Below are 13,753 nucleotides of genomic sequence, written 5' to 3'. Positions count from 1 at the left end.
GGCCATCGGGGCGTCAGACCTCGACGGCCTCGCCGAAGGACATCGCGGCCCGCGAGATCGTGCTGGTGAACATCGCCCGCCTGGGCAGCCCCAGCTCGCTCAGCTCCTTGGCGATGGGATGGTTGCCCAGCCGGATCAGCGCCCCGCTGGGGCGGATCCGGGCGCCGCGGGCCCGTACGGACCAGGGCACGCGCCGCGTGATCCCGTCCCGGTGCGTGTAGGCGTCGAGCGGCGCCATCACCGTCGCACCCGGCGCGGGCACGCCCGGCTTGATCAGGATGTCCAGCACGAGCCGGCCGTCCCTGCGCAGGACACACCGTTTGTACGGCGTGCCGAGCCGCAGCTCGATGTCCGCCAGCTCCTTCGGGAACCCCCACAGCGTGCGCCCGGCCTCCAGCGTGAACGGCTGGTCCACGGGCAGCCAGTGCACGAACACCCCGGCCTGGCGCAGGTCCCAGAGCCCTCCGGTCCCGGACACGCCCGGGGGACGCACCAGGAACGCCATGCCGAACTCGTGGTACGGGTCCAGATCGCCGTCGCGGTAGTCCACGAACAGCAGCACGCAGACGGCCTTGCCGGGCAGGAACTCGGCCACGTCGAGTCCGGAGTACGCGATCACCGCCCTGGCGGCGTCGGCGCGCACCGCGTAGAAGGCGCTGCACACCTCCGCGTCCCGCACCCGCACCGGCATGGCCACCGTCCGGCCCTGGATCAGATGCGTTGCCATGGCCCCAGTACATCAACCCGTCAGTCGTGTCGCCATTCCCACCCCCGATGTCCTTCCGTGGTGCCGCACCCGCCGCCCGGCCTCCGGCGTGTCGCCCGCGCTCCCGGAGGGCCGGCCGTTCCGGTCAGACGGCCAGGGCGTGGGTGGGGAGGCCGGCCCAGGACTCGGCGCGGTTGACGAAGGCCGCCGCGTGGTCCGGCCAGTGGTGGTGCAGCCGCGCCTCCGCGTGCCCCAGGGCGCCCAGCCGGGCCCGCCGCACCGGGTCCTCCTTGAGGTCCAGCACGGCGTTCAGCACGGCTTCCACGTCCAGCGGCACCACGAGCCCGCACCCGGTCCGCTCGACCAGCGCCGAGCCCTGGGGAGTCGTGATGACGGGCAGCCCGCGCCCCATGTAGTCCATGATCTTCGTCGGCACCGTCCGCACCGTGTCGTCCGCCAGCGAAAGACCCGCCAGCGCGCCCTCGGCCATGCGCAGCGCGTGCCGGTTGGGCACGTACCCGAACCAGTCGAGCAGCCCGACCCGCTGCGCGTCGCGCAGCAGCGGACGGACGTCCCGGGCCGCCGCGCCGATGAGGTCGAGCCTGACGCCGTACGGGACCAGCCGTTCGGCCAGCCCGATCAGCTCCGACACGCCGCGCTCGGACGAGAGGCGGCCGATGTGCACGACCCTGGTGTCGCCGGGAGGAGGCGGGCTGGGTGACACCAGGGTCGCCTCGGGAACCATCGCGGGCGTGATCACGCGGTGGCGCCTCCCCGCGCGGGCCAGCCGCCTGGGGGAGACCTCTTCGCGTAGGTCCCAGACGACCGGAGGGCGCCTGTAGGGCAGCGCGCCCAGCAGTCGGTGCTCGTGCACGATCAGCAGGTCCGCGCCCTTCACGCCGCGTTTCAGCGCCGCGCGCGCCCTGCCGTACGAGGCGTGCCGCGCCACGTCGATCGCGGTGATCCCCATGGTGGGGGTCACGTTGAAGTACGTGAACGGTGCGACGTAGGTGACCTCGTGGCCCGCGTCGAGCAGCGCCCTGATCTGCCGGTGCATGATCCGGGCGTCCTCGGGATGATGGACGGTCGTGGCGACACATACACGCATGTGTCGATGCTCCGCGCCTACCAGGTCAAAGGCGTAAATGTGGGTAGAACTGTCGCTTAACTTCGTGAGGGGCGGCGATAGAGCCAGATCAGGCGGGGTTCGAGCACCCACTTGAAGACCGTACGGGTCTCAGGCAGGCACAACACGATCGCCAGCGCGAAGGCGCTGGAGGCGATCGCCAGCACGCCGAGCGGCCCGAACAGCCACGGGAGCTCCAGCCAGCCCATCTCCTTGGCGACCAGCACGGGGATGCCGTGCAGCAGGTAGCAGTAGAGCGTGCGGGTGCCGAGGTCGGAGAACCACGTCTCGCCCCGGGGCACCAGCGCCAGGACGGCGAAGCACATGGCCAGCGCGCACACCAGCAGCCCGGCGCGCATGCCGAGGCCCATGTACCACGACAGGTGGAGGTCCTGGAAGCTGGCCTTGAAGTAGAACGGGGAGAGCTTCGCCTGCGGCGCGAGGAGGATCGCCACCCCCGCCGCGCCCAGGATCGTGAGAACCCCCAGGATCTTGATCCACCGCCGGTTGAGCATCTCGAAGTGCTCCGGCTGCATCACCAGGCCGATCACGAAGAACGGCATGAGACCGAAGAAGCGGTCCATGCTGAAGTCGCCCTCGATCTGCGAGAACCCGGAGAGCAGGTAGACGACGATCGCGACCGGCACCGGATATTTCATCCGCTTCCACACCGGGGTGGACAGCCGCCAGAACAGCAGCGCCAGCAGGTACCAGTTGAGCCACGCCGGGTCGATGATCGTCAGGCTCCACTTCTGGCCCACCGAGACGCGGAGCAGGGCGTAGCCGACCTCGACGATCACGTACGGGACCAGGAACGTGTCGACCAGTTTGTTGGTCTTGGCGTTCGAGTTCCAGAAATTTCTGGACAAATAGCCACTGATCAGCACGAACAGCGGCATGTGGAACGTGTAGATGAAGATGTACAGGGCCCTGGAGGAGTCCGCCGACAGCGTCGGCACCAGCGAGTGGCCGACGACCACCAGCGCGATCAGCACGAACTTGACGTTGTCGAGGTACGGGTCGCGCTTGCGCTTGGCCGGCTGGGCCTCCTGCTTCGGCTCCGGCTGCGGCTGGGCGGTGTCGTCCACGGCGGCCTTCGCCCGCTTCCGCGGACGCCGCTCCTGCGCCGCCTGCGAGGGCTCGTCCGCCGCGGCCGGAGCCTTCGCGGGAGCCTTCACCGGGGACTTCGCGGGACCCTTCGCCGGGGCCTTTGCGGGGCCCTTCGCCGGGTTCTTCGTCGGGGGCTCGTCGTCCTTGACGGCGGGCTGCGGCTGGGTCAGCTCACCCGGCGCCATCCAGTGCGGATCGGCTTCCTCGCTCCAGAACGCCTCCTCCGGCAGCGGCCAGCGGGCTCCCGTCTGGGCGGGGCCGCCGGTCTCCTCCTCGGGGCTCCGCGGAGTCGTGACCGGTGGGGAGAATCTGGTGTCAGACACAGGGGAGTCGCTCAGCTTCGCTCGGGGCCGGGGAACACGACGGCAGCACGACCAACGGATGGCCTCTCGGCTCCGGGTCGCGCTGAGTCGCCGACCCGCAACAGACTATCCCGCCCACGCGCCTCCTGTCCCTCGCGTGAGGCGAGAACGCCCGATTCCACAGGGAACTTGGAGGCTCGTCAGGTGCAGGTGTTCTTCTGCTCGGAGGCCGTGATCGTGCTGTTGTTGACGCTGTCGGGCAGCTTGGTCACCTTGACCGACTCGAAGTCCTCGCCCACCACCAGCTGGATCACCGGAGTGCCCTTCGGCGGGGTGCTCGTGGGGGCTATCGCCGGCGTGTACGGCTGCGGGTTGGTGACCGCGACCTTGCCCGACGCCGGGGCGGGCTTGGGCACGAGGGCCCCGGCCAGCGTGCCGGCGTGGTCGGGCGCCGACTCGATGGTCTTGGCGTAGTGGACCTCGGTCTTCGGCAGGCTCTTGCCGTCGGCGGCCTCGTAGTTGCCGACGCCGACGACGTTGAAGCCCTCCTTGGCGAGCTGGTCGGCGACCTCGCGGGCCTTGCCGAAGGTCTTGGTGCCGTTGAGCACCTGGATCTTCACCTGCTCGGGCTTGAGCGTGACCTTGGGCTTGGTGGCGGTGCCGGTGCCAGGGCTGGCGCTCGCGGACGGCGCCGGGGTGGCGACCTCGGTGTCGGTCTTGATCGAGGTGAACAGCGCGTTGGCGTCGGGCTGCTTCCAGACCACGCGGTTCTTGTCCTCGGGGTCGGGCCCCCACGGGATCGTCGTGAACTTGACGCCGCCGGCGGTCATCTCCTTGGCGCTCAGCGCGATGTTGATGAGCTGCTCGGTGTCGTTGGCCAGCTCCGGGTCCATGGTGACCGAGCCGGCCGCGGCCGCGATGAAGTCCCTGAGCTTGCCGACGTCGGTGAGCAGCTCGCTGCTGGTGGCCTTGGCGACGACCTTGCTCAGGAAGATCTGCTGCCGCTTGATGCGCTGGATGTCGCTGCCGTCGCCGTAGTGGCGCAGGCGCACGTAGCCCAGGGCCTTCTCACCGTTGAGCAGGCTCTTGCCGGGCGGCAGGACCAGCTTGGAGTTCTTGTCGTTGACGCCGGACTTCAGGCAGATCTCGATGCCGCCGAGCGCGTCCACGATGTTCTTGAAGCCGCTGAAGTCCACCTCGACGAAGTGGTTGACGCGGATGCCGGTGAGGGTCTCGATCGTGGAGATCGTGCAGGCGATGCCGCCGGAGTTGTACGCCGAGTTGATCATGTCCCGGCGCGGCGGCATCTCCTGCTTGGTGGTCTCGTTCTTGCACTTGGGGATCTGCACCATCGAGTCACGCGGGAAGCTGATCAGCCGCGCCTTGTCCCGGTTGGGCGAGATGTGCATGAGGATGATCGTGTCGGTGCGCTTGCCGCCCGCGTCCGCCTCCCTGGCCAGCTTCTGGCCGTACCGCGCGTTGCCCTTGCCCGCGCGGGTGTCGGAGCCGACGAGCAGGACGTTGAGGGCGCCGGTGTCCACGGGCCGGGGGTTGATGATGTCGCTGTTGACGCTCTTCTTCTTGATGTTGCCGAAGGCGTCGCGGTAGACCGTGTAGCCGGTCAGCGCACCGGCCACCATGAGCGAGGTCACGCCGATGCTGACCCAGGCCAGGATGCGCATCTTGTTCTGGCCGCCGCCGTTGCCGCCGCCGCGGTGGCCGCGCGGCGGCCGGTCGTCGGGCGGGGGCGGCGGAGGAGCGGCGGCCGCCGCTCTACGCGCCATCCTGCTGCCGGGCTGGGTGGGGGCAGCCCGGTAGTCCTGCCCGGAGGTGACTACGGGCACGCTCCTGTAGTCAGTCATACGTCCCCTAGCCTCACTTCTCGCGCCTGACGCGCTGGCTTCGTCGCCTCGCGCCACGAGACGAGGTCACGTACGGCGTGCCAGGTGCCATGACCGCGGGGAACGACCGTGACCCGGGCGTGATGTTTCCGCGGCAAAGCATACTCAGAGCTGGACATTACGTGGAATATCATCGCCAAACTCTTTCTTGCTCACGCAGTGTTTTCGCACGTCAGGTCTGATGCTCAGGGCCGCCGCCAAACAGGCCAGGGGCACGGCCGGCAACACGTATCGGTAGTCGAACTCTGCCGCCGCGGCCGGTGTGACCAGCAGCACCACGGCCGCTGACCAGGGCACCAGCCAGGGCGAGGGACGCCTGCGCCCGCTCCGGCGGATGGCGGCCGCCACCGGGGGCACCAGCAGCACCCCCAGGAGCACCGGGCCGGGCAACCGCACCATGTTCTGGTAGGCCCTCAGCCAGCCGGCGTAGGGCTCGACGATCTCCGTGCCGATCTCGCCCCGCTCGTAGAGCTTGGCATAGTCGGCGCCGACCTGTGCGGGATAGCGGCCAGGCGGCCCCGGCTCCGTCACCGGGAACTGGTAGTAGCCGTAGATCTCCGGATCGGGGTAGACCGGGCGGCCCCACGTGAACGTGCGGCCCAGCTCCGTCAGCACCGAGGCGGCGTAGTCGAGCGGCTGCCTGGTGATCGCCAGCGTCGCGAACCGGCCCGCCAGGTCGTCGGTCTCCTTCGTGAACGTGATCCCGGGCAGCAGCACGAGCGGGGAGTCCTTCGCCCAGATGTACTCCTGCGACGGCGGCCGCCGCTCCGGGGGGCGCGGGTCGCACAGGACCCGCAGGTCCGGCGGCGGGTCCATCCTGGCGCAGTCGGCGAACGACATCGTGCGGGCGTACATGAAGACGCCGTTCGCGCCCACGAGCCCGACCCGCTGGTACGTGGCGTAGAACCAGGCGCCGTACGCGATGACCGGCACGAGGGCGGTGGCCAGCAGCAACCCGGCCAGGCGCAGGCGCCCGCGCAGCACGTACCAGGCGGCCAGGAGCAGGATGAGAGGCTGGCCGACGGTCCTGGTGAGGGTGGCGGCGGCCAGCAGCAGGCCGATGGCGGCCACCGTGCGCCGCCGCTCCGACCCGCACAGCGCCACCGCCGCCACCACCAGGAACATGAAGAGCGTGTCCGAGACGAGCAGGTGCTCCAGCTCGATCTGGTACGCGTCGAGCAGCACCGGCACCGTGGCCAGCGTCGCCACCCACCTCGGCGCCCGTCGCGCGACCCGGTAGATCAGCACGCCGGTGGCCAGGCCGAGCAGGTGCTGCGCGGCCGTGACCATCCCGAAGGCGTGGAAGGGCTCCAGCAGCTTCAGGAACATCGAGTAGCCCGCCGGGCGGACCAGGTCGGGGCGGGGTTTGAAGACGGTGACGACGTAGGTGTAGGAGTCGGGGAACCACAGGGCCGGCCGGTAGCCCAGCATCGCCAGGGCGCGCAGGGCCGTGCCGAGGGCGAGGACCGCCAGGAACCACCCGTGCCGCCTCCACCGGGACGGATCCCCGACCCACGCCAGGCCTGCGCGAGCGGGCACGTCGGCGCGAGTCTCCGGCATCACCCGCACGCCCTCCCGCTGTCTCTCCGGCATGTCCCGTAGTGCCCACGTACGCTACCCGCCATTCAGTGAACCCCGTGCCAACCGGCCGATAAGGGGTACGCACGCCAGGTCTCCCCGGTTGAGATGAAGATCGCCCGCCGTGTGGCGGAACCCACCGGGACCTCCAGGTTGGATACGCTCGCTCACCGATGGGACTCGACCGATCCGGGCGGATGCTCGCCGTGCTCTCGGTGGCGCCCGCGCTCGCCGTGGCGGGCTGGCTGGTGGCGGGGCTGCCGCTGCTGCTGCTCGGCCACTTCGCGCCGCTGCCCGCGGTGCTGCTCGGGCTGCCCGCCGCCGCCCTGCTCTGCCGGGCCGGCACCCGCGGGCTGGGCAAGGTGGCCGAGGCCACGTCCCGGCAGGTCATGGGCGTCGTGGCGGTGGCCGTGGCGTCCGGCGTGTTCAACACGCTCATGCACACCGAGCAGATCGTCGTCAGGCGCGACCCGGCCACGTACGCGCAGTACGCGGCCTGGATCGCGGGTCACGGCTCGCTGCCCGTCCCCACGCAGGCCTGGGCGTTCGGCGGCCCGGACCCGTCGCTGATCTTCAAGAGCGTCGGGTTCTACGCGTTCGACGGGGCGGTGGTGCCGCAGTTCATGCCGGGGCCGCCGATCCTGTTCGCGGTCGGCGACTGGCTGGGGATGCCCTTCGCGATCCCGGCGGTGCTGGGCGGGCTGGCCGTGCTCACGGTGGCCGGGGTGGTGGCGCGGCTGGCGGGGGCACGGTGGGCGGTGCTGGGAGCGGCGGTGTTCGCGGTCAGCCTGCCGATCCTCTACACCTCGCGCAGCACGTTCAGCGAGATCCCGTCGCTGATCCTGCTGTTCGGCGGGCTGGCGCTGGCACACGACGCGCTCGCCCGGCCGGGCCGGGCCCGCGGGCTGCTGGCCGGGCTGGTGTTCGGGCTGGCCGTGCTGGTCCGGGTCGACGGGCTGCGCGACGTGCTGCCGGTGCTGGCGTTCGCGGGGTTGCTGATCGCGATGCGCCGCTTCGCCAGGCCGCAGGGGGCGCTGGGCGTGCCGCTGCTGGCCGGGCTGGTGGCGGGCGCCGGGGCCGGGATGCTCGCGGCGTACCTGCTCTCCCGGCCCTACCTGTCGTACCTGTCGGGGTCGGTCAAGCCGCTGCTGGCCATCTGCGCCGCCGTCCTCGTGTTCACCGCGGTGGGCACGGCCACCGCCCCGCTGCTGGCCAGGATCCGGCCGCCGGCGTGGGTCCCCGCGGCCGGGGCCGGGCTGGTCGTGCTGCTCATGGCCGGCCTGTACGCGCGCCCGTGGTTCCAGACCGTGACGCGCGTGCCCGTGACGGAGGACGACCGGCGCACGGCCCTCATGATCGCCCAGACCCAGCAGGCCAACGGCCTGCCCGTGGACGACACCCGGCTCTACTTCGAGAACTCCCTGCACTGGGTGACCTGGTACGTCGGCATCCCCGTGGTGGTGCTGGCCACGGTCGCGGCGGCGGTGCTGGTGCGCAGGCTGCTGCGGGACGGCGGGCCGTTCGAGTGGCTGCTGCCCCTCGCGGTGATCGGCTGGACCACCGTCACCACGCTCCTGCGCCCCGAGATCACCCCCGACCACCCGTGGGCCGCCCGCCGCCTGGTCCCCATCGTGATCCCGGGCCTGATCCTGCTCGCCATGTACGGCCTGGCATGGCTGCGCGACCTGCTCCGGGCGCACCCGCCGTCCTGGCCGCGCGGCCCCCGGGCACGGAGGTGGGGGATGGCGCTCGCCGTCCTGATCGTCCTCGCGCCGCCGGCCGTCACCTCCATCGGGACGGCGTTCACGCCGGTCGAGCGGGGCGAGGCGGCGGCGGTGGCGGGGATGTGCGCGAAGTTCCCGCCCGACGCGTCGGTGCTGATCGTGGAGCGGGTGACCGGCGATCGGTTCACCCAGCTCGTACGCGGCATGTGCGACCGCCCGGCGGCGATCGTGGCCCGCGAGGGTTCGATGGACACCGCCCCCGAGGCAGAGGTGCGCCGGCTGATCGCGCGGGTGCGCGCCGCGGGCCGCGTCCCCGTCGTGCTGGCCGCCGACAACGTCCAGGTGGCGCCGTACGGATCTCCGGCTCAGGTCTTCGCGCTGGCCTCCCGCCAGGACGAGCGCTCTCTCGTGGACGCCCCGAACGGCACCTGGGGCCTGCAGATCGGCGCCTGGATGGCCCTCCCCGAAGGGAATGGATGATCTTGGAAGTGGGGGCTCCCAGTGGGCGCACGTGGACTCGGCTTTGAGTTGGGCAGAGTACCCTCAAGGCCCGTGAGCACGCTAGAGACCCCGAAGAGTGGACCTGCCGTGGAAGAAGCGCCGTACGTCACCATCGTTCTTCCCTGCTACAACGAGCAGGATCACGTCATCGATGAAGTCGAGCGCATCACCAGGTCCATGGACTCGAGCGGCTACACCTACGAGCTCGTGGCCGTGGACGACTGCTCGACCGACGAGACGCTGGCCAGGCTGAAGCAGGCCGCTCCCGACTACCCCCACCTGCGCATCCGCGCCTTCCACCGCAACGGCGGCGCGGGCACCGTGCGGCGCATCGGCACGCAGGAGGCCAAGGGCGAGATCGTCGTCTGGACCGACGCCGACATGACCTACCCCAACGACCGCATCCCCGAGCTGGTGCAGATCCTGGAGAAGGATCCGATGATCGACCAGGTGGTCGGCGCGCGCACCAGCGAGGAGGGCTCGCACAAGCTGCTGCGGGTCCCCGCCAAATGGGTGATCCGCAAGGTGGCGGAGCAGCTGGCCGGGCAGAAGATCCCCGACCTCAACTCGGGGCTGCGGGCCTTCCGCAGGACGGTGGCCAAGCCCTACCTGCGGCTGCTCCCGCCCGGGTTCTCGTGTGTGACGACGATCACGCTGTCGTTCCTGTCCAACCAGCACGACATCTACTACCTGCCGATCGACTACGCCAAGCGGGCCGGGAAGTCGAAGTTCAGCTTTGTGTCCGACGCGTACCGCTACATCCTGCAGGTGCTGCGGATGATCATGTACTTCAACCCGCTCAAGGTGCTCATGCCGCCCGCGCTGTGGCTGGTGGGCATCGGGTTCGTGAAGGGTCTGTGGGACATGGTCATGCACCCGTTCTACTTCCCGGCCAACACCGTGATGATCTTCCTGTCCGGGCTGCTGATCGGGTCCGTGGCGCTGCTCGCCGACCTGATCGTGCGCTCGCGGGGGGAGTAGCGCGTGCGGATCGCGATCGTCGGCCCCACCTATCCGTACAAGGGGGGCGGGGCCCAGCACACCACCGAGCTGGCGCACCGCCTCGCGGCCCAGGGTCACGACGTGGTGATCGAGTCGTGGCGGGCGCAGTATCCGTCGTTCCTCTACCCGGGGCAGCAGACGATCTCCGCGCCGGAGGGCACGCCTTTCCCGAACACCCTGCGCAGGCTCGACTGGCGGCGTCCCGACGGGTGGGTGTCCGCCGGGAGGCGGCTCAGGTCGGCGGATCTGGTGGTGCTGGCCGTGCTGAGTCCGGTGCAGGTCCCCGCCTATTTGGGGATTTTGTACGGGATAAGGCGAAAAGTCAGGACTATTGCCCTCTGCCACAACGTGCTGCCCCACGAGCACAAGCCGTACGACGAGCCGCTCATGAAGGCGCTGCTCAAGCGGGTCGACGGGGTGCTGACCCACTCCGAGCAGCAGGCCGGGCTGGCCAGGGGCCTGACGGGCAGCCCGGTCAGCGTGGCGGCGCTGCCGCCGCACCTGCCCTCCACCAACGCCGAGAAGTCCACCCAGGTCCACCGCAGGTTGCTGTTCTTCGGCATCGTGCGGCCGTACAAGGGGCTGGACCTGCTGCTCAGGGCGCTGCCCGACGGGATCTCGCTGACCGTCGCGGGGGAGTTCTGGGGCGGGCTCGACGAGACGCGGGCGCTGATCGCCGAGCTGGGCCTCGGTGACCGGGTCGAGCTGCGGCCCGGCTACGTGGCCGCCGAGGACGTGCCGGGGCTGTTCGCGCGGGCGGACGCGCTCGTGCTCCCGTACCGGAACGCGACCGCCAGCCAGAACGTCTGGCTCGGCCACGAGCACGGCGTGCCGGTGATCGCCACCCGCGTCGGCGCGCTCGCCGACCACGTCACCGACGGCGTGGACGGGCTGCTGGTCGAGCCGGGTGACGCCGGGGCGCTGCGCGCGGCCCTCGAACGCTTCTACGCCTCGGGCGAGCCCGAGAGGTTGCGGTCGGGCGTCAAGGCCGTCGATCCCGAGCCGTTCTGGTCGGCGTACGCGGGGACGCTGCTGGCCGCCTGACGGCCGAGCACGAACGAGATGCCCGCGGCCGTCGCGTCCGCCAGCGTGAACGCCAGCCGCGACACGATCGCCACCGCGAGCGCCGCCGGGGTGCCGATGACCGGCGCGAGCACCAGCACCAGCGCGCCCTCCCTGACTCCGACCCCCGCGGGCACGACGATGGTGAGGATCCCGGTGGCCCACGCGAACGCGTACGCTCCGGTCGCGACGAGGTAGAGGTCGGAGCGGCCGGAGAGCAACCAGATGTGCAGGCCGTACACGAACCAGCCGAGCGCGGTCCACGCCACCGCGACGACCACGGTACGGCCGGGCAGCACGCTCTCCAGCGGCTCCTTGCGCGCGATCCGCAGCGCCAGGTTGAGACCCCAGGTGAGCACCTTGGGATGCAGGCACACGATGATCACCGGCACGAGCAGCACGAGGTACCAGGCCTTGCGCACCGCCTCCAGCGAGCCCAGCGTCGCCGCGGCGATCGAGACGGCGACGCCGAGGTTGATCACCAGGCTCAGCGAGATCGTCGCGAACGTGCGCCGCGGCGGGCTCCCGTGGTCGCGCCCGAGGTCCATCATCGCCGCGTACGCCCACACGGCGCCCGGGATGTACTTGCCCAACTGGCCCACGAACATGATCCGCCCGGCGATCCGCAGCGGCACCCGCGTGCCGAGCCCCGCCAGGATCTCCCGCCAGGCCACCAGGATGAAGACCTGGCCGAGCAGCACCGCCGCGAACGCCCCGAGCACCGCCCACGGCGACATCGCCGCCACCGCCCCGGTGGTCTCGTCCCAGTTCGTGGCCAGCCCGTAACCCAGGAAGCCGAGGGCGATCAGGGCGAGGACGACGCGCAGCAGGCGACGGAGCATTCGCTCAGGCTACGCGTGCTCCGCCGGGCAGGCCAGACGGCGGCGCCGGAGACCGCGGGCGCGGCCCGCACCGGCTTCGTACCCATGCCCATTTGGGTACTGTGGGTCCTCGTGGGTAAGCAACGAGTCGCGCAGCTCGAATACTCGGAGTTCCAGTCCGCCATGCTCGACGAGGGCAAACGGCGGCGGAAGGCTGCGAAGATCATCGCGGTGCTCGAGCACTTCCGCGGGCCGCTGAGCGGGCTGACGGTGGGCGACGTGGGCTGCTCCGCGGGGTTCATCGCCGACGAGCTCGCGCAGGCCGGGGCGAAGCACACGCTGGGCATCGACATCGACGTGCCGGGGCTGCGCAAGGCCGCCGACCGGTTCGGCGAGCGGGTGGCGTTCGTGTGCGGCGACGGCACCGCGCTGCCGTTCCCCGACGGGTCGATCGACGTGCTGGTCTTCAACCACATCTACGAGCACGTGGTCGACCCCGACTCCGTGGTGGCCGAGATGCACCGGGTGCTGTCCGACGACGGGGTCCTCTACCTGGGGCTGGGCAACCGGCTCGGCGTCATGGAGCCCCACTACAAGCTGCCGTTCCTGTCCTACCTGCCGCCCGCGCTGGCCGACCGCTACGTGCGGGCGTCCGGGCGGGCCGACCACTACTACGAGCGGTTCAGGACGCGGCGCGGGCTGCGCAGGATGCTGCGGGCCTTCCACGTGTGGGACTACACCTTTCCCGTGCTGGCCACGCCGGGCCGGTTCGCGGGGGGCGAGCTGTTCCCGGGGGCGCTGGGGCGGATCGCGCAGACCGTGCTGGCCCGCACTCCCCGCGAGGTGCTCAGGCTGCTGCTGCCCCTGGTGCCCACGTACCTGTGGGTGGCCACCAAGACGCCGCGGCGGCCCGCGGGCGCGGCGCTGCCGCAGCCGCCCGAGCGGGTCCGCCCGCTGTGACGACAGTGAAAGAGGAGGCCGTCCCGCGGCGCTCGCCGGTCCGCAGGCTCGTCCGGTACGGCTTCCTGGCCGTCGCGCTCGGCTTCGGCGCCTACGCCGTGGCCAAGCAGTGGGACACCGTGGTGGCCGGGTTCGCCAGGCTGTCGTGGGCCGCGCTGGCCGGGTCGCTGGTCGCCGTGGTCGCCGCGCTGCTCGGCGCCATGCTCACCTGGCGCACCCTCCTGGCCGACCTCGGCTCCCCGCTGCCGCTGAGGCCCGCCGCCAAGGTCTTCTTCGTGGGCCAGCTCGGCAAATACATCCCCGGCGCCGTCTGGCCGGTGATCGCCCAGATGGAGATGGGCCGCGACCTCGGCGTGCCGCGCTCGCGCAGCGCGGCGGCGTTCTTCCTGATGATGCCCATCCAGCTGGCGACCGGACTGCTCGTCTCGCTGGTCACGCTCGGCTGGGACCGCTACGGCTGGCTGCTGCTGTTCATCCCGCTGCTGCTGGTCCTGCTGGAGCCCAAGGTCATCAACGCCGTGATCGGGTACGCCCTGCGCAAGCTCAAGCGGGAGCCGCTCGAACGCCCGCTGACCCGGCGCGGCATGCTCGCCGCCCTCGGCTGGGCGCTGGCCGGCTGGCTCTGCTACGGCGTGCACCTCTACTTCGTCGCCCCCCAGGGCGGCCTGCTCTTCGCAGTCGGGGCCTTCGCGCTGTCGTGGTGCCTGGGCATCCTGACCTTCGTCGTCCCGGCGGGCGCGGGCGTGCGGGAGGTCGCGATGGTCGCGGTGCTGGCGCCTCACGTGGACGGTGGCGCGGCGATCGCGGTGGCTCTTTCATCCCGCATTGTCATTATTTTGGGGGACCTGATCTGCGCCGGTATGGCGGGAATCGCAGCGCGTCGCAACTCCGTGTGATTTGACCGGCGATTTAGGGGAGGCTGGTCATAAGCTGAACTTCAGAGGGGGACACCAGTCCCAC

General features: G+C 70.8%; 11 protein-coding genes. 5 read left to right on the top strand and 6 right to left on the bottom strand.

Features of this window, described 5'->3' with window-relative positions; all coding sequences use genetic code 11:
- Positions 1-13: 13 nt before the first annotated feature.
- From ACWDRB_RS15055 to ACWDRB_RS15035, 5 genes are all read right to left on the bottom strand, one after another.
- A complete protein-coding gene (locus ACWDRB_RS15055) occupies positions 14-727 on the bottom strand; it encodes an acetoacetate decarboxylase family protein (RefSeq protein WP_363962445.1) in 714 nt (237 codons plus the stop codon).
- A gap of 124 nt (positions 728-851) precedes the next feature.
- Positions 852-1,814: a glycosyltransferase gene (locus tag ACWDRB_RS15050; protein ID WP_449894096.1), complete on the bottom strand. Its 963-nt coding sequence runs from the start codon at positions 1,812-1,814 to the stop codon at positions 852-854.
- A 56-nt stretch (positions 1,815-1,870) separates the two neighbouring features.
- Positions 1,871-3,265: an acyltransferase family protein gene (locus ACWDRB_RS15045; RefSeq protein ID WP_449894094.1), complete on the bottom strand. Its 1,395-nt coding sequence runs from the start codon at positions 3,263-3,265 to the stop codon at positions 1,871-1,873.
- 179 nt (positions 3,266-3,444) lie between these two features.
- On the bottom strand, positions 3,445-5,106 hold the full coding sequence (locus ACWDRB_RS15040; protein ID WP_449894092.1) for an LCP family protein: 1,662 nt from the start codon (positions 5,104-5,106) through the stop codon (positions 3,445-3,447).
- 144 nt (positions 5,107-5,250) lie between these two features.
- Positions 5,251-6,738, bottom strand: a complete 1,488-nt coding sequence (locus ACWDRB_RS15035; protein ID WP_449894089.1) for a hypothetical protein — start codon at positions 6,736-6,738, stop codon at positions 5,251-5,253.
- Between the two features lie 158 nt (positions 6,739-6,896).
- Between ACWDRB_RS15035 and ACWDRB_RS15030 the strand changes: the two genes are divergently transcribed.
- The 3 genes from ACWDRB_RS15030 to ACWDRB_RS15020 all read left to right on the top strand — a co-directional run bounded on the left by ACWDRB_RS15030 (position 6,897) and on the right by ACWDRB_RS15020 (position 10,994).
- Positions 6,897-8,927, top strand: a complete 2,031-nt coding sequence (locus ACWDRB_RS15030; RefSeq protein WP_449894087.1) for a hypothetical protein — start codon at positions 6,897-6,899, stop codon at positions 8,925-8,927.
- A gap of 72 nt (positions 8,928-8,999) precedes the next feature.
- Positions 9,000-9,929, top strand: a complete 930-nt coding sequence (locus ACWDRB_RS15025) for a glycosyltransferase family 2 protein (protein ID WP_357726325.1) — start codon at positions 9,000-9,002, stop codon at positions 9,927-9,929.
- 3 nt (positions 9,930-9,932) lie between these two features.
- The gene (locus ACWDRB_RS15020) at positions 9,933-10,994 is read left to right on the top strand and encodes a glycosyltransferase family 4 protein (RefSeq protein ID WP_449894084.1); all 1,062 of its coding nucleotides are present in this window, start codon (positions 9,933-9,935) and stop codon (positions 10,992-10,994) included.
- Here ACWDRB_RS15020 and ACWDRB_RS15015 read toward each other — a convergent pair.
- A complete protein-coding gene (locus ACWDRB_RS15015; protein WP_449894082.1) occupies positions 10,895-11,854 on the bottom strand; it encodes a lysylphosphatidylglycerol synthase domain-containing protein in 960 nt (319 codons plus the stop codon). The two genes, ACWDRB_RS15020 and ACWDRB_RS15015, sit on opposite strands and share 100 nt — an antisense overlap.
- Before the next feature lie 111 nt (positions 11,855-11,965).
- Here ACWDRB_RS15015 and ACWDRB_RS15010 point away from each other — a divergent pair, with 111 nt between their 5' ends.
- Together ACWDRB_RS15010 and ACWDRB_RS15005 are read left to right on the top strand one after the other, a co-directional pair.
- Complete coding sequence (locus tag ACWDRB_RS15010) at positions 11,966-12,793, top strand: class I SAM-dependent methyltransferase (RefSeq protein WP_363962453.1); 828 nt, start codon at positions 11,966-11,968, stop codon at positions 12,791-12,793.
- Positions 12,790-13,689 (top strand): lysylphosphatidylglycerol synthase transmembrane domain-containing protein, encoded by a 900-nt coding sequence (locus ACWDRB_RS15005; RefSeq protein WP_364243000.1) that lies wholly within the window; start codon positions 12,790-12,792, stop codon positions 13,687-13,689. The genes ACWDRB_RS15010 and ACWDRB_RS15005 overlap by 4 nt, the downstream gene beginning before the upstream one ends.
- The last annotated feature ends 64 nt before the right edge of the window (positions 13,690-13,753 follow it).

This window comes from Nonomuraea sp. NPDC003707 (assembly GCF_053587055.1).
Note: the sequence above shows the minus strand (reverse complement) of the source record. Positions and strands in the feature narration are given on the sequence as shown.